This window comes from Acaryochloris sp. CCMEE 5410 (genome assembly GCF_000238775.2).
GTDB lineage: Bacteria > Cyanobacteriota > Cyanobacteriia > Thermosynechococcales > Thermosynechococcaceae > Acaryochloris.
Genome location: NZ_AFEJ02000002.1, coordinates 160,684 through 185,953, shown reverse-complemented (window position 1 = coordinate 185,953; position 25,270 = coordinate 160,684). Strand labels below are relative to the sequence as shown.

Sequence of the window (25,270 nt, the reverse complement as noted above, 5' to 3'; positions counted from 1 at the left end):
CTCTTGAATGAACCTGGTTGAGCCTAAAACTCAGGCAGTTGAATCGACCGATCTTGAGCCCAGCGATGGGAGTAGGGGATGGCATCCTTGATGCAGTCTGCCAGGGTTGCATAAGTCCCAACGATTTGAGTAAGTCCCGTCTTGTGGAGATTCTTCACCACATGGGTCTGAGGTGAATACAACATTAACCGCTTTCCTTGGCGATGGGAAATCCGAAAAGCGCCAAATAAAATACCTAAACCCCCGCTATCTAAACGGGTGACGGTTTCCAAATTGATCAGAATGACCTCAACCCGAGATTGAACCAGCTCATAGATATGTTGATAAAACACGTCTTGGGTTGTGGAAGTGAGATGTTGAGGGGGATGAACAATACAGAAGCTCGGTAGTTGTTGCACAAGGGGTACCTGCTACAAACAGCAGTAGAGACAGTCAAACCAAACTCTTCGTCCATATGTTGAGTGGTAGAGGCAGTTTAGCAAACCTTAGTGTCTCCCCTGAGTTTAAAGACAATGCTTAAACCTATGGAATCAGTTTTGCCTTTCTTTGGCTGGTTTAGACTCTATAGATTGACCTCGATGATGCAGTATTCTAGCCAGTCAGACTCTGGTAAATCCGCAAATAGCCTATTGTTGCGAACTTAGCGTTGATGCTACTGTGGTTCAACGTGAATATATTTGCTCATGGTGAAAGAAATTTGTTGGAAGTGACAACTATAGAGGTGGAATAAGTAAATCGAGCATCCCGACAGGTGATCTAAATTCAATTAAGGGTTTTCTGACTTTAACAAAACACATGGATATCGCAGACTGCTATCGCCTGCTACAACTGACTTCTAGAGCCAATATAGAAGACCTCAAAGCCTCATACCGTCGACTAGCAAGGCAATGGCACCCGGATACTAATCCGGGCGATCAACTCGCCCATGAGAAATTTATTCAGGTTACTGAGGCTTACAAAACGCTGCAAAAAATTGTCCCTCCTGCCCCGAATAACAGTACAGTTCCAGCATCTGTTCCATCCAGAGCAACAGCAAAGCCCCGTTCTGCTCCCTCAGTCAAAGTTTCGACCCAGCCGGCAAAACCTTCGTCGCCCCCGCCCCCACAACAGCCTCAGCATCAGACTCGACCTCAAGCCTCGATATCCAGGCCGCGTGTAACGGTTCCAAAGCAGCCCACTCCTCAACCCAAGCCTTCCTCTGCACCCAGAAAGTCACCCCTTTCACCTGCAGACATCAAACTGAAGGTGGATTCTTATAAGCAACTTCAAGAATTAATTCAGCGCCAGAGATTTCCCAGAGCCGTTGCCCTTATTGAAGCCCTTGCCCAACGTCTTCCCCAGGATGTGGAAGTGAGACAATGGCAGGCCATTATTTACCAATCATGGGGACGGCAACTCATCCGGGAACGGAAACTCAATCAGGCCAGAGCTTATCTCAAGAAAGCATTGAATACGGATCCTCACAATAAGGCTCTTTGGGCTGAAATTGAGCTGGACTTTAAGAAAATAGAAATGGCGTTCTAATCTCCTGGGGTATTTCTGGTGAATGAAATGTGTGGGACTCAATAAAATCAATATCGTACTGGGCAGCACTGACAAGATGCTGTGGTGTACCTATGACAGGTCTCTTGGGTGTCAGGGCTAAATCGTTGTCAGGTTATAACATCATTCAGAATTCAACTATTCTACCGATCCAATGGGCGTGAGACCATGATCTAGCCCCCACAATTTTGCAGATAATATCTCTACGAGGTTGTGGGATGTATCCCTTAAAAGCTGATTTTTTAGTGTTTTCATAGAAATATCAATTTAGAGGATATGTCCGTGAAAAAGTTATTAAGCAGCCTGGCTATTTTCTCTAGCCTGATGTCTTCCCTGGGTAGGTTTGGAACCGAGGCCTTTGCCCAGTCTAATCGCTCATTTCCAAAGCGTAAGACAGCGCATCGAGAGTCTAAGACCCCTTAAAATTTGATATCTATGGTTATAACTACTTTTCCCATTGGGCAAACCAAAATAGTTTGAGTATTGGGTGCAATGGCCAACATTGAACTCGCTGCGTTCCAAGGCCGTTTATCCGACTATTTTTCAGCACTGGTGGGGGTATTATCAGCCTAGAATATATTGTTCAGCAACGTTAGTTGCGATGTGGTGAAAAAAATTCAACGGGATTGCCCCCAAACTGTATCTGAGCAGAGCAGTTCAAGACTCAACTTTCAGTCAAACACTGCTAAACAGAGCTATATTAGGCCATATTAGAAATACTTGCAGTAGCTATCATCCGTTCTAAGAGACTCAGCTTAATTCAGGTTGAGTCTTCTTTATGTATTCGTTGTAAAACAAATGTCAACTTTTGATATATTTTCTCTCAATTAGTAAGAATTACGCACATTTACTGATGGCAATCAACGAGATTAGTTCCAATCAATAGGCACATGACCCATAGGATTAATTCCCTATTTTGTATCGAAAGAAACGACATCTATTCTAAATATTTGCCATAATTGAATTACGGATTAATTAATAGTAAATATTAGTAATATTACTTATTAAATATATTTATATTCTTTAGATTTCCCATTCATATGGGCATTCTAAGGACAATGCATTCAAATCCAACTCAACTCTTTCCAACAACAATAGCTTTCCTCTCGTGTCTCAAACTTTAACCCTCCCTTCCCCCACCGCCCCCACCCTCCAATCGACATTTCCTCAGACAGAGACCTACTTTATTACTCTCTGCACCCATGAACGAGAGTGCTTGTTTGGGGAAATTATTGCTGGTGAAATGCAGCTCAATGATTTAGGAGCATTAGTTGCAGAAGAATGGCAGATCTCTTTCGAGCAGAGTTCCGACTTTGACCTTCACCATTGGGTGATGATGCCCAATCATATTCACGGCATTATTGGCGCAGCTGACCCAAGCTCCCAGGACCTGGCCCAACAGCCCCTGATGCAGGAAACGAAGGTGCGATCGCATTCCCTGCTCAAGTGGATCTCATCCTTTAAAGGGATGGCCAGCCAACGCATCAAGCATCTGAGAAACTTGCCCCATCAACCCCTTTGGCAACAAGAAGTGGATCAGCATATCATTCCTCATCGGTTTGCCTTTCACACCTTCCACCAATACATCACTACCAACCCCCATGCCTGGGATTGGGATAAATTACATCCAGATAGTCCAGCTCTATCCTAAGTCCACCTATCCGTTTTTCTGGTCTGTTTGGTATCTTGCGAAGGCCAATATCAGGTGGTCAGTGTTTCCAAGGATGGTGACATAACTCGACGGCTGAGGGTTCGTCGAAACTTTGGATCCAAATACTTGAGCTGTTGCGCTTGCCATTTTTTCCAGTTTCGAAACCGCTCTTCTTGCAGTAGCTTGGCTAGAGAAGGAAGCTGATCTGGCCAAGAGGCTCCCAATTCTTTGACCAAGAATTCATTTAAGACTGCCTCATCTTGGAAAAGTCCCAATAATTCTTGCAGATCTCTAAATCCCCGCGTCTGAGTCTGATAGGTTTTTCCAAAAAATGGGATAAAGAACTCTGTTTGATAGCGCACTCGTTTCATTTGCTTACGCAAATCATGCAGATCGGGTCCTTCTTGAGCCAACACCTGATCCAGAGCTTCCATACTCATGCCCACCGTAGGATAGATGCGCCCTTCAAGGGGTTCCGTTGCCACCAGCCACCCAGGATGAAGAAAGAGTTGGCTGAGCAGAGGCAATAATAAATCTGGGACCACATCTAATACAGGCATCATGGCAATAGCCTGGTATTGTGGTTTTTCTAACCAATCTTGGTATGCGACGACAAATTGTCGATAGAGTTTGCTCCTAAACAATTTGGGGAGTTGAGCGAACTTTTTCTGACGGCGTTTGTTTAGTCGGCCTAAAACCCGCTTAATTTCCTGGGCTTCTTCAGCGCTCGTACTGGAAATGGATAAAAAATGTTGAAACCAGAGTTGCAAGACATCTAAATCTCGCACCTTGCCTAACTGCTTGGCAATTTTAGTAACCTGAGAGGATTGAGCAGCCTCGGGTAGATCAATCGCAGGACCAAATACTTCAAGGGCCGTTCTCAATCGTCTCATGCCCACTCGCATTTGGTGGAGATTTTCTGGATCGCGATCCGCCAGTACCCCATCTTGATACTTCGTGGATTTCTTAGAATGTTTTTGAATCGCGCGATAGGCCACTTCCCCCAAGGATAATTGGGCATCGAGCTGTGAAGACTTCGTTTTTCTCTTTTGAGTAGAAGATGAGGATTGAGTTTTCATGATGGATAAGCTCATCCGGTCGAGACTGGGGCAAAGGGAGTTCTACAGAAGATGCTCAACCTAGAAGAGAACTTCTGCAGAAGAAGAGGATTCTTAGAACCAGTGCCCTATGGTATGGCATAAAAGCCCTGAAGAACCCAGCTGATGGGCAGCCAGACTTATATTAACCTTTGCTTAACCTCCAAGAGTGTCTCTCAGGCATCATTCCCCGAGAAATACAGACCACTAAATCAGGATAAAACAATAGATAAACATAGGATAAGAAAGATAGAGAGATTAAAGCAGTGAATTTGGGCTAAATTTACTATGATAAATCTCTTGTTGACTTATCTAAAGGATTATTGGAGAAAGTTTAATTATATTTCTCTTGTGCAATCATCATTTTCTGGAAGAAATATTTAGTATTTCTTTATTAGAGTTAATATTTTCCAAGTACTCGTGAATCCAACCAGTTCTTAATCCAGTTGATCTTGACCGATTTGTAAGTTGTTCTTACTTTTTTTAAGCTGTTTCCAAAGGCGCTTGATGTCTTTATAAGCCTGCAGAGAAGAGATTTTTCCTGATGTTTCCAGAGCACAGATAAAAGTAACTTTATGGGCAAATTCTTGAAGATTTGCATTGAATGCAAGTTTTTCAGGAGTAAAGCTCCCTCTGTATTTACTACGAGGGTATAAATACCGATATTTGCTATCGGACTGGTCTTTAGGAGAATGGGGTGAATTCAAACAAACACGCAAAATATTTTTTCGTATCTTAATTATTCTAACTAACAAAGATTTTTTTGAGTAACTTATTTGCCAAAATGTGTCAAAGAATTTTAATAAATTTACCGACAATTTACGTCATTTTATCCCTATTATTTAGCTTCCCTTATCGCCAATTTAACCTATTCTTTACCTTGAGCAGATATTCTCCAACGGAAGGTAGAATAAACTTACTTATTTTTGTGTGGTTAGGGAGATTTATAACCCATGTTTCTGAAGCATAAATCTATGAATTTATTACGCTATGTTTCCCTAGCTGTTTTGGTTGCTAGCGTATCCGCTTGTGCGGGTGGCGAAACGACTAGTGACGGGCCGTCTAGCACTGGCACCGACGCGAACCTATCTGGCAAGATCACGATCGATGGTTCTAGTACAGTTCTTCCCATCGCTGAGGCCATGGCCGAAGAATTCCAGGCGGCCAACAGTGATGTCAAGATTACCGTTGGTAAGTCTGGTACTGGTGGGGGCTTCAAGAAGTTCTGTGCAGGTGAAACCGAAATCTCAAATGCATCCCGCCCCATTAAGCAAAAAGAAATAGATTTGTGTGCGGAAAAAAATATCGAATACATCGAAATACCTGTTGCCTATGATGCCCTATCTGTTGTTGTCAATAAGGATAATGATTGGGCGGAATGTATGACTGTCGACGAGTTAAAGACCGCCTGGGCAAAGGGTGCTCAAGGCAAGATTAGTAAGTGGAATCAGGTCAATTCTGAGTATCCAGATGCCCCTCTAACCCTTTATGGACCTGGTACAGACTCAGGTACCTTTGATTACTTCAATGAAGCGATTACTGACGAAGAAGGGAGCCGAGGCGATTTTGCCACTAGTGAAGATGACAACACAATTGTCCGTGGTGTTGCAGGCGACAAAAATGCCATGGGCTACTTCGGTTATTCCTACTATGAGGAAAATAAGGATTCTCTCAGAGCAGTTCAGATTGATGGGGGGGATGGTTGTATCACCCCTAGCGATGCAACTGTTCTGGATGGAACCTATTCTCCTCTAGCGCGCCCTCTCTTCATTTATGTCAGCAAGACGGCTATGGATCGTCCTGAAATGAAGTCCTTCGTTGAGTTTTACTTGGATCCAGCGAACAAGGAACTCGTCGCTGATGTGGGTTACTTCCCCATGCCAGATGATATCTATGGCAAGGCGTTGGCCCGTGCCCAGGAAGGGAAGACTGGAACCATCTTCCCTGACGGAAAGACAGTTGGCGTTAAATTGAGTGACGTTCTTTAATTAACACCACTCACCTAGGGATTCTGGTTGGGCAGGTAGCGCTATTCAGAATCCCTAAATAATTCGAGAATTGAGATAACCTGATTGGTTTGAATATGCATACTGAATCCACCTCACTCCCCCCACCTCATGACTCACAGTTGTGGAGGCCAAAACGAGGATTGAGCGTATGGTCTGAACGAATCGTTAAATATTTGTTTGCCAGCTTTGCGCTTATTTCAATTGCCACCACCGTTGGCATTGTTGGCACCCTCATCTTTGAGACCTTTGAGTTTTTCAAGGAGATTCCCTTGATTCGGTTTTTAACCGATACCCAATGGACCCCCTTGTTTAGTGATCAATTCGGAATTTTTGTGTTGATCAGCGCGACCTTTATGACTTCGCTGATCGCGTTGATGGTGGCATTACCAATTGGTCTATTGGCTGCAATTTGTCTGAGTGAGTATGCCTCCCCCAATGTTCGTAGATGGTTGAAACCGGCATTGGAAGTGTTAGCCGGTATTCCTACCGTGGTTTACGGGTATTTTGCTTTGTTATTCGTCACACCGTTACTCCAGGGATTCGTTCCAGGTTTGAAGATTTTTAACTCTCTGAGTGCGGGTATGGTGATGGGCTTCGCGATTATGCCTTTGGTGGCCTCCCTCAGTGAAGATGCCATTTATGCAGTTCCCCAAAGTCTTAGGCAAGGATCCTACGCATTAGGGACAACGAAGCGAGAAACCGTAACCGGGGTCGTTCTACCCGCTGCTCTATCGGGGATTGTGGCATCCTGCGTACTTGCTATTTCCCGTGCTGTTGGGGAAACGATGATTGTCACGGTTGCTGCTGGTGCATCCCCTGTACTGACCCTGGATCCTCGGGTTTCCGTACAGACCATGACTTCGTTTATTGTTCAGGCCACCTTTGGAGACAATCCGGTCGGCACGATTGGTTATAAAACATTGTTTGTGGTGGGGATGACGTTGTTTCTGATTACATTTTGTCTGAATGTCTTTAGCTTCTGGTTTGTCCGCCGTTTCCAGGAGAAATACGAATGACCTTATCAAATCCCAGGGATTTACCCAGTCTTCAAGACGATGCCAACGATCAGTTTAAGCCTGCTCTAAGTAGACGCTATCGGTGGGACCGTTTTTTTGAAATTCTGACTTGGCTGGCCACCCTTATTAGTTTGGTGGTGTTGGTGACCTTACTTCTCGATGTACTCTCTGACGGGGCGAGCAGTATTGACTTTGATTTTTTGACCAGTCCACCTTCCCGCAAAGCTGCAAAAGCTGGACTTTGGCCAGCTCTGATGGGCACCGTTTGGCTCCTCTGCATTACTGCAGCCGTTGCATTTCCGATTGGTGTTGGGTCTGGCATTTTTCTGGAAGAGTTTGCCCCCGATAATCTATTTACCCGGATCATTGAAATTAATGTGGGCAATTTGGCAGCCGTTCCTTCCATTGTGTATGGCCTTCTAGGACTAACGGTTTTCGTGGACATTATGCGTCCCATTACCGGTGGAAATAGTGTGTTAGCTGGAGGGTTAACGTTAGCCCTATTGATTTTGCCCATCATTATTGTCAGTACCCGCGAAGCGTTGCGGGCTGTTCCTAGCAGCCTGCGCCAGGGCGGATTTTCCTTGGGGGCTACCCGCTGGCAAGTGATTCGAGATCTAGTTTTTCCTCAATCTCTGCCGGGGATTTTAACCGGAACGATTCTGGCCCTTTCCCGCGCTATTGGCGAAACAGCCCCTATTTTGGTGGTGGGTGCGGCAGGCTATATCGCTTTTGCTCCTCCTTTGTCTCTGGAAGGGCTGCAATCTGACTTTACAGCGTTACCCATTCAAATTTATGTCTGGATTGCCCGGGCTCAGAAGTCATTTGAACCCATTGCAGCTGGAGGGATCATTATTTTGCTAGTGGTGCTGTTGCTGATGAATACAACCGCGATTCTGCTTCGTAATAAATTTCAGAATCAAAAGCTGTGATCCTAATCTCATTATTTTCTTTCATTTCTTAACCCAGTAATAAGCTGTGTTCTTTAAGGTGAAATGAGAATAATAAACCGACTCTCACTGATAAGCTTGTGGATGCGAACCCATGACTAACCTTGCCGACTCACCTATGACCTCTGATTCCAGTCCAGTCACTGAACAACCTGCATTAAAAATGGAAGGGGTGTCCGTCTATTATGGATCCACTCCGGCTGTTCGTGAAGTGTTTCTCGACATTCCTGCGAGTCAAATTACGGCTTTTATCGGGCCATCGGGCTGTGGTAAAAGCACGGTACTCCGCTGCTTCAATCGCACTAATGACTTGATTCCTAGTGCCAAGGTGAAGGGAAATGTCTTTTTCCGGGGCGTTAACCTCTACAGCAAGAAGGTGGATCCGGTTGAAGTTCGGCGTCGGATTGGCATGGTCTTCCAAAAGCCGAATCCTTTTCCCAAATCAATCTACGAGAATATTGCCTTTGGCGCTCGCATCAATGGCTACCAGGGCAATATGGACCAGCTGGTGGAAAGCTCTCTTCGGAAGGCTGCCATTTGGGATGAGGTAAAGGACAAGCTCAAGGAGAGTGGACTATCTTTGTCGGGGGGACAGCAGCAGCGGTTGTGTATTGCTCGTGCGATCGCAATCCAGCCCGAAGTCATCCTCATGGACGAGCCCTGCTCAGCCTTGGATCCCATCTCTACCCTGCGCATTGAAGAACTCATGCAGGAGCTAAAAGAGCAGTACACCATTGTGATCGTGACTCACAACATGCAGCAGGCTTCTCGGGTTTCTGACAAAACAGCCTTTTTCAATGCCGAAGCCACTGAGCAGGGGGGTAAGTTGGGGTATTTGGTGGAATTTAACGATACCGTCACCATCTTCACCAATCCCAAGCAAGACTACACCCGCGATTACGTCTCAGGTCGGTTTGGTTAATGCAGGCATTCGCAAGAAACAGAGGAAGCTAGGGGATTTAGCTTCCTCTGTATGGCTTCAACTTACTTCGCTATTTGGTATTTAGACCAATGCTTTCAGTTGGGCTTCTGCCGCATTAAGTGCACTTCGGCTACCAAAAACCGTAATGGTATCCTCTCCGCTCAAATCAATATTTAAGCCGCCCGTAATTCTTGAGAAGGTAACGGATCCGCCAGCACCCAGGTAATCATCGAAATTTAAGGCATCCTGGGCTTGGAAATCCAGAATAACATCACGATCAGCGATGCCGTCTAGGAGATCACGTTCAAATCGAAAGACATCCGCCCCTCGACCGCCTCGCATCAGATCGTTGCCGGTTCCACCATTGAGGTCATCAGCTCCTCGACCGCCCAGCAAGACATCTTTGTCCGCGCCACCAACTAGCCTATCGGCTCCTCTACCACCGATTAAGTTGTCATCTCCGTTGCCTCCTAGAAGCGTATCGGCTCCTCGACGACCCGTTAAGCGATCATTGCCATCTCCGCCGTCCAAAATATTGGCATTGCGATCTCCTGCTAGTCGATCATTGAAAGTGCTACCCGTCAGGTTTTCAATGCTGACTAATGTGTCTTCGACGGTTACACTTGGGGCCACATCGTATTGAGCTTTCCCCGTATTTAAATCTGCTCTGATCTCAAAGGGAATATCACTAAAATCAGCCGTATCGTTACCCGTTCCGCCGTCTGTGAGATCGTTGCCATTGCCACCTCGAAGGGTGTCATCCCCTTCGCCACCCAAGAGCTGATCATCACCATTGCCGCCAGCAAGAGAGTCATTGCCACCTTCTCCTTCCAGGGTGTCATTTCCCGAGCCAGTGGTGAAGGTATCGTCGCCAGTGCCACCCAATGCTTGTACATCAGTGGTTGCATCCGCACCTTCCAGGACATCGCTACCATCCCCGGCATTGAAAACCACTTTTTCTAGCCCAGTGCCAGACAGATCTCCAACGGTGAATTGATCGTCGCCGCCATCACTATTCACCTCTAGGGTTTCAACGGTACTAATATCCAAGTCGAATTGACCCAGATTGACCCGTTGAAAAAAGACATCGCTGGCTCCAGCAGCCACTTCAAACTCATCGCCTAGATCAGGGCTGCCATTGACTTCGACGGTGTCCATATCTGCACCGCCATCAATCCGATCAGATCCATCACCATCATTCCAAATAATCCGATCGTTGCCATCGCCCCCGAGTTTGGTGTCATCTCCTTTGTCACCGATAACGGTGTCATCGCCAGCACCGCCATCCAGGAAGTCATTGCCATCTCCTCCGCTAATGACATCATTTCCATCGCCCCCTTGGGCAATGTCATTGCCGCCAAAAGCCAGAATGGTATCGTTGCCCCCGAAACCTCGGATAAATTCTCCTCCGGGTGTCCCGGTCAGCACGTTGTCACCGTCATCACCATCCTGTGTTTCGGCGGCTTGAGGTTCCCCGTAGAGCAAGTCATCAATGACAACCACATCTACCCCATTGGCAGGATCATCATCTGCTCCAATGGGGGTATTACCGCTGGTAATTTTGACTTTGTATAAATTGCCTTCTTCAAAGGTTGCCCCCAAGAAGGACAACCCTTGAGGGTCAGGATTGACAAACTCAGACTGGAGAAGATTGCCGTCGATATCAAAATATTCAATCTTGGTGCTGTCTGCTAAGTCAACATCTGTAAAGACTGCCCCAAATCCACTAGACGTCGCCCGGACATCAGAACCGGGCACAAAAAATTCCACTTCTGTCACATTTGACCCCGAAGGGGTAAACAGTCGGAATTCACTAAAGGTATCGAACTGATCTGGGTAGGTGGCATTAATACTGTCAAATTCATTGTCAGGGGCACCTGGATCACTCGGGTCTGGGTTGCTTACTCGGAACTCAGATCCGGCGTTGGTCACAAATTCTGCACCCCGGGTAACGGTTTTGTTGAAAAAATCAGCAGGCATGTCAAAAGGGACAATATTGGCATCCCAATTAATTTCTCGTCTGCCGTTGGCAACTGGGCCAAACGTATTGCCGTTGTTTGGCCCACCTAATGCTGCCTGAAAATCTGCTACCACAGATGAAATATCGCCTGTTCCTTCAAATAAAGCCATGGATTTATCTCCCTGTAACCATTAGAAATTGAGTGTCATTTGATTCCGCCCATTGAATTTCAGCTTGAGGCGCAAGCACCTGCAAATCTGAACCAACCGCGAATCTCAAATATTTGCGCTAATTGGAAATAGGGAACACCGAGTCAAAATTTGATGAAATCTGTTTGTCAGCTTTCATGGCTGAGCAAGAGCTAAGAAGTAAGGTTCTTCGTTCCTATCTCTTTGGCACCTGGGTAAAAAGCTGTGCCATTCATTCATGGTTAGGATAGAAATATCTTCCCATTGAATTTAGTTTTATCTAGATAAAAACAATCTCAATTCTATTGATAATTAAACCAATAGAATTGAAGATTTGAGTGAATCAAAGACTTGATATTTACTATCAAACGACATGGTTGACTGATTTAAGCCCTGAGAATGACTGACTTCTGCCTGACTTTTTGCTCAGTTTATTTTTGATTTTTTATAGAATAAACGTTAAATATAAAAGGACCTATTCAATATATGGAACTTGCCAAGATAAGCCCTTTAGAGTATTGGCCTCAACCGTTAATAGAGGTCAGATATATCATTTTTTTAGAGTAAAAAATAAGCTTCAAAAAACTAAATCTATACCCCTTCTTTTAGAGAAAGCTTCTTAGGTAGCAGAAGAACTTGAGCCGTAGCTGTCCAGATCCCATTGAGACCTGTAACAGAACCATCCACCGATAGGACCGAATTAGCCAACTTTTTTTGGGATGACGCATGTCTAGATCTCTGAGTGTCCATAGTGATTGTATTGCCCGTACTAAAGTGGTGTTGAAGCGGAGTGGCTTCCACAGTCAGCGCTCCTTGGCTGAGCATGTTGGCTTTAGCTTGTCTACCGTCAGTAACTTTTTGAGAGGAAAGCCTGTCGATTTCGCCACTTTTGTTGAGCTTTGCGAACAACTGAATTTAGATTGGCAAACGGTGGCAGATCTTGGCGATCCAGTCCAGAAAAGCGGTTCACAGCATCAATCGCCTCCATCACAATCCCCCACCCCTCCGGCAAACTTTCAAGATTGGGGAGAGGCCATAGATGTTTCCCGGTTCTATGGTCGGTCGGCGGATCTCGTTACGTTGCACACCTGGATTCAGACGGATCAATGTCGCTTGATCACCATTCTGGGTATGGGAGGAGTGGGCAAAACGTCTCTGGCTGTGAAATTAGCTCAAGAATTACAGGATCAATATGACACGGTCATTTTCCGCAGTTTACGCAATGCCCCTGCTGTAGAGTCCTTATTGTCTCAGTTGATTCAAGTCCTCTCTCATCACCTGGAAACAAGAGTGTTTGAATCTATTGCAGATTTGTTGTCGCGATTGGTGCAGCATTTACAGGAGCGTCGCTGCTTGCTGATCTTGGACAATGTTGAGTCGATTTTAGAAGACTGTAACCGGGCTGGCGTCTATCGAGCGGGGTATGAAGGATATGGGCAATTATTCAAAATTGTCGGAGAAACCTATCACCAAAGCTGTCTACTTCTCACCTCTAGAGAGAAACCCCAGGGATTAAATGGCCTAGAAGGAGACAAATTACCGGTTCGCTGCCATCAAATTCAAGGACTATCCACTCAAGCGGGTCGTGAAATTTTTAGCGCTATTGGCACTTATAGAGGCGGCGAGGAAGACTGGTCAACCTTAATTGAGCGCTATATCGGTAATCCCTTGGCTCTAAAAATTGTGGCCACTTTTATTCGGGATGTTTTTGACTCCAATCTCACTCACTTTTTGAGCTTTCTCCAACAAGAACCTTTTATTTTTGATGACATTCAGGATTTACTAGGTCAGCAATTTCAACGACTCAGTGCCCATGAGGCAGAGGTGTTATATTGGCTGGCCATCCATCGAGAACCTGTCTCCTATCCAGATATTCAGGCGGATATCCTATCACCGACTTCCTTGGGAGAACTATTGCAAACGGTGGCTGCGCTCCAAAATCGATCCTTAATCGAGAAATCTGATCATTTTTTCACCTTGCAGCCTGTTGTCATGGAATATATGACCGCCCAGCTGATCCAAGAGGTTTCTACCTCCATCCAACAGAACCAGATCAACTGGTTAGCCCAATACCCATTGGTCAAAGCTCAAGCCCCCGTTTCCGTTGTTGAAACTCAAAGATGCTTGATTGTGCAGCCCATTGTCGATCGCTTGTTAGCTACATTTGGCACACCAGAGGCAATTATTGAACATATATTTGCCTTAATCCCTCAGCTCAAGGAGCAAGTTCATCTGGGAAAGGGGTACTTCTGTAGTAATCTTCTCCACCTGGCTAAGGTGATGAAGGTGGATATGAGTGGTCGTGATTTCTCGGAAATGACGATTCGCCAAGCAGATTTACAGGGGATGGTGCTACACGGAACCAGCTTCGCCAATGCTAATTTTTGCGATTCTACCTTTTCAGAAATTCTGGACGAAGTGAAAGCAGTGGCTTTTAGTCCTGATGGTCGATATCTTGCGATCGCAGATCAGGATTGCAAAGTCAGAGTCTGGTGCGCCCACACCTATCAGCAACTTTGGGTGGGCCATGAGCACCAAAATGCCGTCCTTTCCGTTGCGTTCAGCCCTGACAATCAAACTTTGGCCAGTGCAAGTGCCGACCATACCTTAAAGCTTTGGAATGCAGAAGCGGGCAACTGTCTTTACACCTTCCACGGTCATGACTCTGAAGTCTGTGCAGTGGCCTTTAGCCCCGATGGGCAACTGCTGGCTTCTGGCAGTAAGGACACCACTCTCAAAATTTGGGAGGTTAATGACTACACTTGCCTACAGACCCTAGCGGGTCATCAACAAGCTATTTTTACCGTGGCATTTAGCCCTGATAACTCAAGAATCGCCAGTGGGAGTTCAGATAAAACCATCAAGCTTTGGGATGTTGAAGAGGGGACCTGTCAGCATACTCTGCAAGGACATAACAACTGGGTCACGTCCGTGGCCTTTTGCCCCCAAACCCAGCGTCTAGCCAGCTGTAGTACAGACAGCACGATTAAGCTCTGGGATAGCTACAGTGGTGAGCTTCTAGAAAACCTGAATGGCCATCGCAACTGGGTGAATTCCTTGACCTTTAGCCCTGACGGCAGCACGTTAGTGAGTGGTAGTGGCGATCAAACGATTAAATTGTGGGACGTTAACCAGGGGCACTGTCTCCGCACCCTTACGGGACACCATCATGGTATTTTCGCCATCGCCTTTCACCCCAATGGACATTTTGTCGTCAGTGGCAGTTTGGACCAAACCGTGCGGCTATGGGATGTCGACACTGGTGACTGCCTGAAAGTGCTAACGGGGTATACCAATCGGATTTTCGCTGTTACTTGCAGTCTTGATGGACAAACCATCGCTAGCGGAAGTTTCGATCAAAGTATTCGTCTGTGGAATCGGCAAGAGGGAACAATGTTGCGATCGCTAAAGGGGCATCATCAGCCCGTCTACTCCTTAGCCTTTAGTCCCAACGGTGAGATCCTCGCCAGCGGTGGCGGCGACTATGCCATTAAGCTGTGGCATTATCCCAGCGGTCAATGTATCAGTACCCTGACCGGGCATCGGGGTTGGGTCTATGGTTTGGCCTATAGTCCTGATGGCAACTGGTTGGTTTCGGGAGCCAGTGACCATGCCATTAAAATATGGAGCCTTAATACAGAAGCCTGCGCCATGACCTTAACGGGCCATCAGACCTGGATTTGGTCCGTCGCGGTTAGCCCCAATAGTCAGTACATTGCTAGTGGAAGTGGTGACCGGACCATCAGACTATGGGATCTTCAAACTGGAGAGAACATCCATACTTTAATCGGACATAAGGATCGGGTCTTCTCAGTCGCCTTTAGTCCCGATGGCCAGTTAATGGTGAGCGGCAGTTTTGACCACACCATTAAAATCTGGGATGTACAAACTAGACAATGCCTGCAAACCTTAACGGGGCACACCAACGGCATTTATACTGTTGCCTTTCATCCTGAAGGTAAAACGTTAGCCAGTGGCAGCCTTGACCACACCATTAAGCTTTGGGATCTGGCGACGGGAGACTGTATAGGGACATTTGAAGGCCATGAGAATGAGGTGAGATCCATAGCTTTTCTGCCCCCTTTATCTCATGCAGAACCTCCTCAAATTGCCAGTGGTTCCCAGGACCAGACCTTGAGAATTTGGCAGATGCATTCTAGTGCATGCCAAAAAATTCTCAAAGTAAAACCCCTTTACGATGGGATGAATATTGCTGGAGCGATGGGATTAACGAAGGCCCAGAAATCCTCCTTAAAAGCATTGGGAGCTTGTGAGCATTTTATGGTGAATACACTGGAGTAAGGTCCCATAAGGTTAAGGCGAATTAATGGATGCTTAACCTGATCCTGCAGTTCTCTTAACCCAGTGTTGAAAGGGTTTCAGTTATCCTATTCGACGTGAGTCTTCTCTTCATAAGGCTGACAAGACCTGGTTAATTCTGGAGACACCGTGTCCACAATCTATACTTTCCTGGCCAAGGGTGGCCCAGTCATGATTCCCATTGCGGGATTATCTGTACTGACTTTAGCGTGTGCCTTCGAACGAACCATTTTTTGGATCCGTTTGATTAGTCAAGAACATCGCATTGTTCATGACGTCTTAGATGCAGCTCGCTGTAGCTTAGAAGAAGCGGAAGCCATTGCTCAGCATGCTCGGTTTTTGCCCATTGGCCGATTTCTGTTAGCACCCCTGCGCTTGCATCAACCCTCGCCAGAGACCTTTCGTTTAGCCCTGGAAGCGGCGGCAGATAAAGAGTTTGTCAGAATGCGCAAGGGCGATAAGCTACTGGAAACAATTGTGGCGGTTGCCCCCCTGATGGGTCTTTTGGGAACAGTAACTGGCCTGATCAATACTTTTAATAACCTCAATATTGGCAGTGGGGGCACCTCTGAACAGGCAACCAAAGCAGCTGCAGGGATTGGTGAAGCCCTCTTAACTACAGCGGCAGGGATGGTTGTTGCTATTTTGGCCCTGATTGTTTTACGCATCTTTGTGATTTTGCAGGCCCGCCAAGTCGATACATTCTCCGAGGTGGGAAGCGAAATGGAATTGATATACCGACAGGTCTGGTACGAACCCAACCAGGTCAACCGTCCTGCCTATTTGCCAAAAGGGAGTTCGGTTGAACCGACACAGGTGACGGTAGAAACCCTCTAGGGTGATAGCTCCTGCGACACCGTGAATTTAGCTTTATGAAATTTGCTCAACAAGAATCGACGATTCCCGAAATTAACTTGATTCCCATGCTCAACGTGATGATGGGAATCTTGGCTTTTTTTGTGATGATCACCATGACCTTGAGCAAGCAAAAAAGCTTAGAGGTTCAACTTCCTCAAGAAGCAGGTGGGCAACAGGAGATCAAACTCTCGGATCTTAAAAATCAATTTGTGGTGGATCTAGATGACCAAGGTCAGGCATCCCGGGACAAGCAGTCCATCTCTGATAAAGAGCTACAGGCCAAGGTTCGCCAGTATTTGCTGGATAATCCCAAGGGCAATGTGTTTTTGAAACCAAACCCCAAATTGACTTACGAAAAGATGATGCACAAACTCGATCTGATGCGAGCTGCCGGGGGTGAGCGCGTGTCTTTAATTATTGAATAAATTTATGCGTTTTCGATCTCGCAAAACTGGTTCTCAAATCCCAGAGGTGAATTTGGTGCCTTTGATGGATGTATTAATGTCTGTGCTGACGTTTTTTATCATCATTTCCATGACCTTAACGGGGCAACAAGTTTTGCAAGTGTCCTTGCCAACTTCAAATACCGCCTCAACAGATAAAAATAAGCTGCCGCAGCAGGCTAATCCGCTGGTTGTAGGGTTGACATTGAAAGAGGAAATCATTTTAGATAATCAACCTGTTAATTCCGGCAAACTTGCAGATCGCATCTCTACTTATATTGATAAAAACCCGCAAGGGAAAATAATTCTAAGTGCCGACCGAAAATTACCCTACTCAAAGGTTTCTGCACTGCTCAAAAAAATGGGGGAAATGGGGGGCGATCGCGTGTCACTTCTCCTACAGGACAAATAGAAAAATTGAAGGTTTAGATATTTTTCTCTGGGTGACAAACTTAACCTGGCAATAACATTCCCATAAACCAAATCAGCATTTTCCATTAACTGACCTTAATCTTGCTTAGGTATTCTTGCTTTGGCTTTAAGTCATTTTTTCTAAATTACGTATCGATTGTTAATTATGGAGAAAGGTATGCAGCTGAATCGTTCGACCCTGACAGGTGCGGTTGTTTCGCTAGCGGTCGCCGTCAGCACAACTGCTTTCTCGGCCACTTCTGCCGATGCCCAAACTAAAAAGATTAAAATTGACGGTTCTAGTACCGTATTCCCAATCAGTGAAGCCGTTGCTGAGGAATTTCAAAAGTTAACAAATAATAAGGTTAACGTCACAGTTGGTGTGTCTGGAACCGGTGGCGGTTTCAAGAAGTTTTGTGCAGGCGAAACAGATATTTCTGACGCATCTCGACCCATTAAAGAGAAAGAACAAAAGCTTTGTGAAGGGGTTGAGTATATCGAAATCCCTGTTGCTTTTGATGCTTTAACGGTTGTGGTCAACAAAGGCAATCCCATCAAGAGTATGACCGTTGCTGAACTCAAGAAGATGTGGTCAGAAGACCCAGAGGGTTCTGTCACTACATGGCAAGACGTCAATTCCAGCTGGCCCGCTGATAAAATCAGCTTTTATGCCCCAGGTTCTGATTCGGGTACTTTTGACTACTTCAATGGCGCCATTGCCAAGAAAAATCATCGCAAAGATATAACCGCCAGCGAAGATGACAATATTTTGGTTCAAGGCGTTTCCCGTGAGCCCAATGGAATTGGATACTTTGGATTTGCCTACTATGAGCAAAATAAAGATCGCCTGAATGCAGTAGCGATTGACAATGGTAATGGCCCCGTCCTCCCCTCCCGTGATGCAGTGGAGAATGGCACCTACACACCTCTGTCTCGCCCTATCTTTATTTATGTCAACAAAAAGGCTGCTAAGCGTCCTGAAGTTCGCCAGTTTGTGAATTTCTATCTTAGAAAAGCTGCTGAATTTTCAGCTGAAGTTGGCTATATCCCCTTACCTGCTCCGGCTTATCAGCAAGCTGCTAAGAATTTCCGTGAAGGTAAGACTGGTAGTTTCTTTGCTGGTCGGGACACAGATGGCCTAAAGGTCTCTGAAGTTCTCAAATCCAAATAGACTCCGAACTTTGGTTTTCTCACACTCTGCTGTTTGTTCCTGAGGAAGTTCACGAGTTCTTCCTCAGGAACTTCTTTTTGACCAGTAGATGATGAGTGCTCTCCCGAGTCTTTTCTCTTCTTTGAATCAAGCCAACACGCCGATTCCTTTGCTGTGACCCCTGATTGTTCATGACTACGCAGATTAAGCCGCCGCCGCCACCCCCAAAAACGTATATCTCGGAGGCCCCCAAACCCCCAAAACGGTTTTTTCTTTGGTGGTTATTCAAACATCCATTGGTATTGATCTCTGCAATCGTACATGGCGTCATACTGGCCACGCCTGTTCCCTTAGAGACCAAAGTCGAACAACCTAAAATTAAAGATATACCTGTCACAAAAACGGTTTCGTTAAAGCGGACGAAGGTTAAACCTAAGTCCAAGACTAAACCTAAGCCCAAGCCACGAATTCAGAGAGCACCCGTGACGCCTCGCCCCCTGCCTGTTTTACCTCCCTCGCCTAAACCCCCAGAAACAGAAAAGCCTAAGCCAGAACAAAAAACTGATTCTAAGGATCAAACAACTGAGAAGCAAGAACCTAAAGACTCAGAATCTCAATCGTCTGAATCGGATCCCAAGAAAGAGTCTGATCTTAATGCTAAAAATCAGGAAACCGATACTCCTCCTGCTCCTCCCATTGAAAATGAAGAGGTGGAGACCATTTTTGAAGAGTTAGATCAAGAACTAATTAATGCTGAGGTTGAGTCTGAGTTTGACTACATTCCCAGTCCTGATGAGTTTCCTGAACCCGAAAAGTTCTTTACGACAGAAAGCATTAAAGCGTTTGATATTGTTAAAAATCCAAATCTAACGGCTTTAGGGGCGATTATTAATAGTCCTCGCTATTACCGTCTGAAAGAACCTGATGAAGTTTTAGCCTCTTTCCCGACCATTCCAGCCTTCAAATCTGCTTCCCAGCCCCAAAAAATTGGTGAATATGGAGGGGGGCCAGTATATGAATTCAAAGTTGAAGATAAAACCTACTATGTCAATCTGGTGAAATCTGTTAAGAAGCTCAGTAAAGCCACCTTTGTTATTTTTTGGCGAGCGGACCCGAATAATCTTTCCAACCCAGAACCAGGAACGTCCTAAACAGTCTCAGGATAAAGGCTAGCGATTGTTTTGTTAATGAGAACCATAGATGAATAGACGTTTTTAGTTAACTGGTCACAGCCCCCAAAGATTGTAGGGACTTGATTTGGGCTGAGGATAATCCTGTAGTGCCAGCAACATTCATCCCTTCATAGGGACGCTCTGGTTTCAGAACATGCTCACATTCACCTGAAAGGATATTCCAAATCCGTAGGGTTTCATCCTCGCTGGCGCTGGCTAACAGACATTTATCGCCCGTTTCAATGGGATGAAAGGCAAGATTGGTAATAATTTGGGTATGCCCCGTTAATGTCTGTTGACAGTGGCCAGTTTCAACATCCCAAATTTTGATCGTACGATCATAACTGCCACTGGCTAGTCGCCTGCCAGAGGGACTAAAGTCGATCCGGGTGACTTGAGCCGTATGGCCCGTCAGAGTCTGCAGTAGTTTCCACGTTTTGGTGTCCCAGAATTTAATGTTCCCATCGGCTGTACTGTAGGCCAGAAATCGGTGATCGGGACTCCAGGCCACAGACCAAATCCAATTGTCTTCATGAAACGTTTGCAGACATTCTCCTGTTTTTTCGTTCCAGACCTTTGCGATTCCATCTACGCCACAGCTCGCCAAACTTTGACCATTGGGACTCCAGGCAACCTGAAACACCCAACCTTCATGTCCTTCCAAAAGTTGTAGACATCGCTGAGTGTCCGCTTTCCAAACCCTAACTCGATGATCTGAGGAACCTGTAGCAAAATATCGGCCCTTGGGACTCCAGGCCAGACAAAAGACAAACCCTTCATTCTCCTGCAATGTGGCTATACAATCATTTGTCTTCACATCCCATAATTTGACAGCGTTGGACCCACTGGCTAATACTTGTCCATCAGGGCTACAGCTAGCGGACCAGACCCAGTTATCGTGAGCCTTCCAGGTTTGTCTGCAGTAACCTTGTTCCCAAGTGCGAATCGTATGATTAGAGCTTCCAGTTATTAGGGCTCGTCCATCAGCAAGCCAGGCTAGAGCATAGGAGTAGTCGATATAACCAGCCAAGGTCTTCAAAGGTCGACCGGTTTGTACGTGCCAAAATCTAACGGTTTGATCGCTCCCGCCGCTGGCTAGCATTTGACCATCCGGACTAAAGGCCACGGACCAAACCCAATGCAGATGACCAACTAAGGTTTTCAGATGCTGGCCACGGACATCCCACACTCTGATGGTGCGGTCTTCACTAGCACTGGCAAGCTGTTGACCATCTGGGCTGAAGGTAACAGCCGTAACCATAAGATCATGACCGGATAAAGTCTGGCGACATTGCCCCGTCCTCACATCCCACAATCTGACTGTACGGTCAGCACTTCCGCTCGCTAGGGTCTGACCATCAAAGCTATAAGCGACAGAAAGGACCCACTCAGAATGTCCATCAAAGGTCTGCTGACACTGCCTGGTTTGTAAATTCCAAATTTTAAGAGTGTGATCGTGACTGGCACTGACTAACTGTTGACCATCAGGACTAAACTGGAGCGATCTCACATCGCTAGTATGTCCTTGTAATACTTCGGGCAGCTGATTCTCTTTCAGATCCCACAGCAAAATATCTGTATCGCTGTTGCCAATCGCTAGGGTCTGACCATTGGGACTAAAGGCTACAGTCCAAACCACATTACACTTGAGTTCCAAACTGTTAATACACTGGCCAGTAGTAACATCCCAAACTCTGACCATATCGTCTTCGCCGCCACTGGCCAGTTGCTGGCCATCGGGGCTAAAGGCCAATGCCCACCCCCAGTAAGTGTGATCTTCGAAAGACAGATGAAGTTGACCATCCGCAACCCGCCAGAGGCGAACACTTCCAGTGGCATCTATGGTCGCTAGAAAGTCTCCTTTAGGGCTGTAGGCGATGTTAAGAATGCCGCTGAGGGATTGAGTGAAAAGGGTCTGCTGAAAATCAGCCTCCTTAAAATTGACCCTTGGCAAAGACATATCCCGAAGGTTTGCCTGCCAGATGGGAAGTTGGGAGAAATCATACCCTGTTAAATCCAGCTTGAGTTGACGGCAGAGATTGATCAAATTTCCAGGCCCATATCCAGTCACTGGACTGGTATGGAGTTGATTTAGCACTGACTGTACCCATTGCGCCAGCATGGGGGCAGAGAAAAAAGTGTTGCGAAGTAATTGGGCTAAGGGCTCTAATATTAGACGTTTTTGGCTGTCTTGAATGTAGTCTTTGACGGTTGTTTTCAATAGAGCATGGGTATGAAAGTAGGACTGGGATGCAGACAGACCTTGTGCCTGCAACGTCCGAGGGTCTGTATCTTTCGTCAAATCTTGATACACCTGTTGAACTAAATCATTGGTCACGTATTCCATGACGACGGGTTGCAAGGTGTATTGCCCAGATTGCCCTTGGTGACTGATGTTCTTCTCAATCAGGCTTCTCCAGGTAAGGGCTTCCAGAGATTCCAGCAGATTGGCCATGGATACCGTTGGTACAATATCTCGCTGCAACTCAGCAATCGAAGTCCATTCTCGATTAATCGCCAACCAGTTCAGAATGACTTTTTCTAGGGGACTCAACCGCTTAAACTGCTGGTCCAACAGGCGACGAATGCCGTTAAAGGCCACCGTTTCTTGGGCTAAAAAGTCCTCTAGATTGCCCTCAAATAAGTCCTGAATTGAGCTGGCAATAATTTTGAGGGCCAGAGGACTCCCCCCATAGTGATGGCTCAGCTGCCGTTGCTGCGCGGGTCTGCCCTCAATTCCCTTGGCATTGAGTAATGCAGTGGCGACTTCAGAGGAACCTCGCAGGGAAAAGGAACGAACGGCTAGGTCTAAGCCTTCTAATTCGGCCACTTCTGGCGGCTTCTCTCGGCTGGTTAGGAGTAAACAACTTTGGTGAGCCGTTTCTCCCACAACCCGCAACAGATTCCCGTATTCTTCATAGCCTGGGCGGTAGTATCCTACCTGCCCAGCCTGGAGAATCGACTCCACATTGTCAAATATGATCAGGCACCTAGAGGATCGCAGACATTGCACTAGTTGGCGGGTCGAGCATTGATCAGATTGTTGCTCAGACAGGAAGGGGATTAGCTCTGCAAGAACTTCGTCCGCTGTTGGCGCGTTGCGGAGGGATCGCCAAATCACAAAATCGTAGCGATGTTGGACCTGCTGGGCCAGTTTAGTGATTAAGCTTGTTTTACCAATGCCGCCCATGCCCAACACGGCCACTAATCGACACCCCTCGGTCAGATTACAGGTGGAAATTTGGGCGAGCTCTTCATTGCGGCCATAAAATTTAGTGACATCGGGGGCTTCGCCCCAGTCCACAACAGGGGCTTTCCCATTGGCTATCCCTGAAGGAGGTGGGGTAGATTCCTTTGCGATAGGTGGTTGAACTAGTGAATCCTCACTGACATCAGATTCGTCCAATCGCTGAATCAATAAGGACCGAAAATTTGTTTTGGTGACTTTCTCGCCTAGTTCTGAGGAAATGCTTTTCCAAAGTTGAGCGGCCACACTTTTTATATAGTCCGTGTCGTAGCCAGCCTCTTCAGCAATTTCTGCATAGCCTTTACCGTCCCAGGCTTGTTTAAACACCAATGTTTTAACTTGGTTGAGTGTTCCGGGGGGCAGGGTTTTTTCTAAGACAGCCAGAGCATCTACAGCAATCAAGGTTTACTTTCCAGGCTTCAGAAAATCCAGGTTTAGGCCAATTGTACCGCTGTGCCCTGGCGGAGGGATAGTTTAGGCCAGGATAACGATCTCACTTTTTGATCACATTGCGGCTTAATTTTTGTGATCTAAATAACCTGAGCTTCTTACTTTTCTATTACTGACGAAGCTGATTAATCACCATAGACTCAGTTCAACAACCTGAATGGTGATGGCTGAAACCTAAACCGAATCAACCATCGGGAGTAGAAGATAGCTGCCGACCACGCACTAGTAGCAAAAGGTTGAATAAACCACGGTTGTCACTTATCCACCCAAGTCACACCGATATAGCGAGGAAACAAACTTTGTTTTCCTGCTCAATCGCTGTGCTCATTATTTCTAATTTGGAGAAAAATCATGACTACTTCTTCCTCAATCACTCCCGTCAGTGAAGAAACCCAAGCCCTAGTAAATCAAAAAATGGCGAATGAATCAGATGAGATTAAGCAAAAAGCGGGCGAGTTGGTCGATTTAATTAAAAAGCGGGCCGAATCTGAACTTTCTGCTGCTGACCAAATCACCCGTGAAACCTATCATCAGGCCATTAGCCAAGCGAAGGCAACACTCAATCAAACAGAGACCTTTTTCCAAGAACAAGGCAATGCTTTGGATCAGTCTCTTAAAGAACTCAATGATGATGCCAGTCGCAAATGGGACACCTTTATAGCTGAACTCAAAGGCATGGGAGATCGCTTCGATAAAGCCGTGAATTCTGCTTGGGCTGCCTTGATTAAGGAGTCATAGCTGGATTTTGCCAATGATGGCCTGAAGGGCCTCTGAACCTCTTTCCCCTCAGTTAGTGCTTGTACGTTCCGAAGCTCTAATTCCAGGGGAAGGAGTGTCCAAGGACAAGACTAACTGCTAGGAGGTGGACATTCATGAAATGGAAAACGCTACTGACTCAAATCACAATTTGGCTAGCACTTGAAGTACTGCTTACAGCAATTGGTCTGGATGATATCGCTGATTATAGTGAGTTTTTAATTCATAGAACGTCAGGCTTCTACAGCCATGCCCAACGGCTTGCGACTTAAAGCTTAGAGCCATCGACCAAGCTTTTCAGAACTAACCCAACTAACCGATAAATACACGAGAGGGAGACGATCATGGGGTTCAAATATATCAATGACATTGCCACACCTGACAATATCAACCAGCTATTGACCTTTATTGATCATGTGGCTGGGGCCGGGACGGACGTGAATGAGGTATTTGATATTAGCGACTTGCTGCGAGATAGTCCCCAAATGAAGCGCTGTCTGACCTGGATGAGAGAAGATGCAGCCACTGCTCAAATGATTGAAGAGCAATATTTAGGCCCAGAGTATGAATTGGATAAAATGCTGCAGATGCCGGAAGGATCACTAGGGTGGACCTATGCCCGAGTGATGAGTGCTTTGGGATATGAGCCCCACTTCTACCGTCTGCGCAATATTGAGACGGATGCAGATTATGTGATTAACCGCATTCGTAAAACCCATGATTTACATCATATTTTGACTGGTTTTAGCATGGACGACTTTGGTGAAGCGGGTGTCCTTTCTGTCACCGTCGCCCAGACGGGCTATCCCGGTTGGATATTGATCAATCTTCTTGGTATGTTACTGGACTTTTTTGGGGGTCCCCAGGACAACGGTATTGATGTTGAATATGACTATGACATCCTGTCTACGGGCATCAAGATGGGGCGAGACGCAAAACCTCTGTTCCCTGTGAAGTGGGAAGAACGGTTCGAACAGCCCCTAGACGACTTGCGGTCTGAGTTTAATATCCAGCCAGTAACAGAAGGACAGTGGAGTTGGTATAGCCGTCCTCATCTTCGGGATGCGATCGCACTTACAGAACCGACCCCTGTTTGACTCAAAAACCGACTTAGCTCGTTGTTCAGCA

The 25,270-nt window shown here is 46.2% G+C and carries 20 protein-coding genes; 15 read left to right on the top strand and 5 right to left on the bottom strand.

Annotated elements, in window-relative coordinates; translation table 11 throughout:
* Nucleotides 1-23: 23 nt before the first annotated feature.
* Nucleotides 24-398, bottom strand: coding sequence for an STAS domain-containing protein (locus ON05_RS21605; RefSeq protein ID WP_010474672.1), 375 nt, complete (start codon nucleotides 396-398; stop codon nucleotides 24-26).
* Between the two features lie 397 nt (nucleotides 399-795).
* On the opposite strand from ON05_RS21605, the gene ON05_RS21600 reads away from it, so the two are divergent.
* Nucleotides 796-1,524 (top strand): J domain-containing protein, encoded by a 729-nt coding sequence (locus tag ON05_RS21600; RefSeq protein ID WP_010474671.1) that lies wholly within the window; start codon nucleotides 796-798, stop codon nucleotides 1,522-1,524.
* Nucleotides 1,525-2,650: 1,126 nt separating this feature from the next.
* Nucleotides 2,651-3,193: a transposase gene (locus tag ON05_RS21595; protein WP_010474669.1), complete on the top strand. Its 543-nt coding sequence runs from the start codon at nucleotides 2,651-2,653 to the stop codon at nucleotides 3,191-3,193.
* 50 nt (nucleotides 3,194-3,243) lie between these two features.
* On the opposite strand, the gene ON05_RS21590 is transcribed toward ON05_RS21595, so the two are convergent.
* Nucleotides 3,244-4,272: a CHAD domain-containing protein gene (locus ON05_RS21590; RefSeq protein ID WP_010474666.1), complete on the bottom strand. Its 1,029-nt coding sequence runs from the start codon at nucleotides 4,270-4,272 to the stop codon at nucleotides 3,244-3,246.
* A 455-nt stretch (nucleotides 4,273-4,727) separates the two neighbouring features.
* A complete protein-coding gene (locus tag ON05_RS21585; RefSeq protein ID WP_012160876.1) occupies nucleotides 4,728-4,997 on the bottom strand; it encodes a hypothetical protein in 270 nt (89 codons plus the stop codon).
* 267 nt (nucleotides 4,998-5,264) lie between these two features.
* Between ON05_RS21585 and ON05_RS21580 the strand changes: the two genes are divergently transcribed.
* From ON05_RS21580 to pstB, 4 genes are all read left to right on the top strand, one after another.
* Complete coding sequence (locus ON05_RS21580) at nucleotides 5,265-6,278, top strand: PstS family phosphate ABC transporter substrate-binding protein (RefSeq protein ID WP_010474663.1); 1,014 nt, start codon at nucleotides 5,265-5,267, stop codon at nucleotides 6,276-6,278.
* A 161-nt stretch (nucleotides 6,279-6,439) separates the two neighbouring features.
* Nucleotides 6,440-7,315, top strand: coding sequence for a phosphate ABC transporter permease subunit PstC (gene pstC, locus ON05_RS21575; protein WP_010474661.1), 876 nt, complete (start codon nucleotides 6,440-6,442; stop codon nucleotides 7,313-7,315).
* On the top strand, nucleotides 7,312-8,247 hold the full coding sequence (gene pstA / locus ON05_RS21570; RefSeq protein WP_010474659.1) for a phosphate ABC transporter permease PstA: 936 nt from the start codon (nucleotides 7,312-7,314) through the stop codon (nucleotides 8,245-8,247). Before pstC ends, pstA begins: the two co-directional genes overlap by 4 nt.
* A gap of 136 nt (nucleotides 8,248-8,383) precedes the next feature.
* Nucleotides 8,384-9,187 (top strand): phosphate ABC transporter ATP-binding protein PstB, encoded by an 804-nt coding sequence (gene pstB, locus ON05_RS21565; RefSeq protein ID WP_010474657.1) that lies wholly within the window; start codon nucleotides 8,384-8,386, stop codon nucleotides 9,185-9,187.
* Nucleotides 9,188-9,268: 81 nt separating this feature from the next.
* Here the strand turns inward: pstB and ON05_RS21560 are convergent, their stop codons facing one another.
* Entirely contained in the window at nucleotides 9,269-11,317 is a 2,049-nt protein-coding gene (locus ON05_RS21560; protein WP_010474655.1) for a calcium-binding protein, read from the bottom strand.
* A gap of 744 nt (nucleotides 11,318-12,061) precedes the next feature.
* Between ON05_RS21560 and ON05_RS21555 the strand changes: the two genes are divergently transcribed.
* The 6 genes from ON05_RS21555 (at nucleotide 12,062) to ON05_RS21530 (ending at nucleotide 19,668) form a co-directional block, all read left to right on the top strand.
* The gene (locus ON05_RS21555) at nucleotides 12,062-15,637 is read left to right on the top strand and encodes an eIF2A-related protein (protein WP_010474653.1); all 3,576 of its coding nucleotides are present in this window, start codon (nucleotides 12,062-12,064) and stop codon (nucleotides 15,635-15,637) included.
* A gap of 147 nt (nucleotides 15,638-15,784) precedes the next feature.
* On the top strand, nucleotides 15,785-16,492 hold the full coding sequence (locus ON05_RS21550; protein WP_010474651.1) for a MotA/TolQ/ExbB proton channel family protein: 708 nt from the start codon (nucleotides 15,785-15,787) through the stop codon (nucleotides 16,490-16,492).
* A gap of 35 nt (nucleotides 16,493-16,527) precedes the next feature.
* A complete protein-coding gene (locus ON05_RS21545) occupies nucleotides 16,528-16,938 on the top strand; it encodes a biopolymer transporter ExbD (RefSeq protein WP_010474649.1) in 411 nt (136 codons plus the stop codon).
* 4 nt (nucleotides 16,939-16,942) lie between these two features.
* Nucleotides 16,943-17,368 carry a biopolymer transporter ExbD gene (locus ON05_RS21540; RefSeq protein WP_010474647.1) on the top strand — a complete coding sequence of 142 codons (426 nt, stop codon included), beginning with the start codon at nucleotides 16,943-16,945 and terminating at the stop codon, nucleotides 17,366-17,368.
* Nucleotides 17,369-17,545: 177 nt separating this feature from the next.
* Nucleotides 17,546-18,538: a PstS family phosphate ABC transporter substrate-binding protein gene (locus ON05_RS21535; protein WP_010474646.1), complete on the top strand. Its 993-nt coding sequence runs from the start codon at nucleotides 17,546-17,548 to the stop codon at nucleotides 18,536-18,538.
* A gap of 170 nt (nucleotides 18,539-18,708) precedes the next feature.
* Complete coding sequence (locus ON05_RS21530; protein WP_010474644.1) at nucleotides 18,709-19,668, top strand: hypothetical protein; 960 nt, start codon at nucleotides 18,709-18,711, stop codon at nucleotides 19,666-19,668.
* A 67-nt stretch (nucleotides 19,669-19,735) separates the two neighbouring features.
* Here the strand turns inward: ON05_RS21530 and ON05_RS21525 are convergent, their stop codons facing one another.
* Complete coding sequence (locus ON05_RS21525) at nucleotides 19,736-23,338, bottom strand: eIF2A-related protein (protein WP_010474643.1); 3,603 nt, start codon at nucleotides 23,336-23,338, stop codon at nucleotides 19,736-19,738.
* Nucleotides 23,339-23,737: 399 nt separating this feature from the next.
* On the opposite strand from ON05_RS21525, the gene ON05_RS21520 reads away from it, so the two are divergent.
* The 3 genes from ON05_RS21520 (at nucleotide 23,738) to ON05_RS21510 (ending at nucleotide 25,239) form a co-directional block, all read left to right on the top strand.
* Complete coding sequence (locus ON05_RS21520; protein ID WP_010474642.1) at nucleotides 23,738-24,124, top strand: hypothetical protein; 387 nt, start codon at nucleotides 23,738-23,740, stop codon at nucleotides 24,122-24,124.
* Nucleotides 24,125-24,258: 134 nt separating this feature from the next.
* Nucleotides 24,259-24,414: a hypothetical protein gene (locus ON05_RS21515; protein ID WP_010474641.1), complete on the top strand. Its 156-nt coding sequence runs from the start codon at nucleotides 24,259-24,261 to the stop codon at nucleotides 24,412-24,414.
* 72 nt (nucleotides 24,415-24,486) lie between these two features.
* Nucleotides 24,487-25,239 (top strand): Coq4 family protein, encoded by a 753-nt coding sequence (locus ON05_RS21510; RefSeq protein ID WP_010474640.1) that lies wholly within the window; start codon nucleotides 24,487-24,489, stop codon nucleotides 25,237-25,239.
* Nucleotides 25,240-25,270 lie beyond the last annotated feature (31 nt).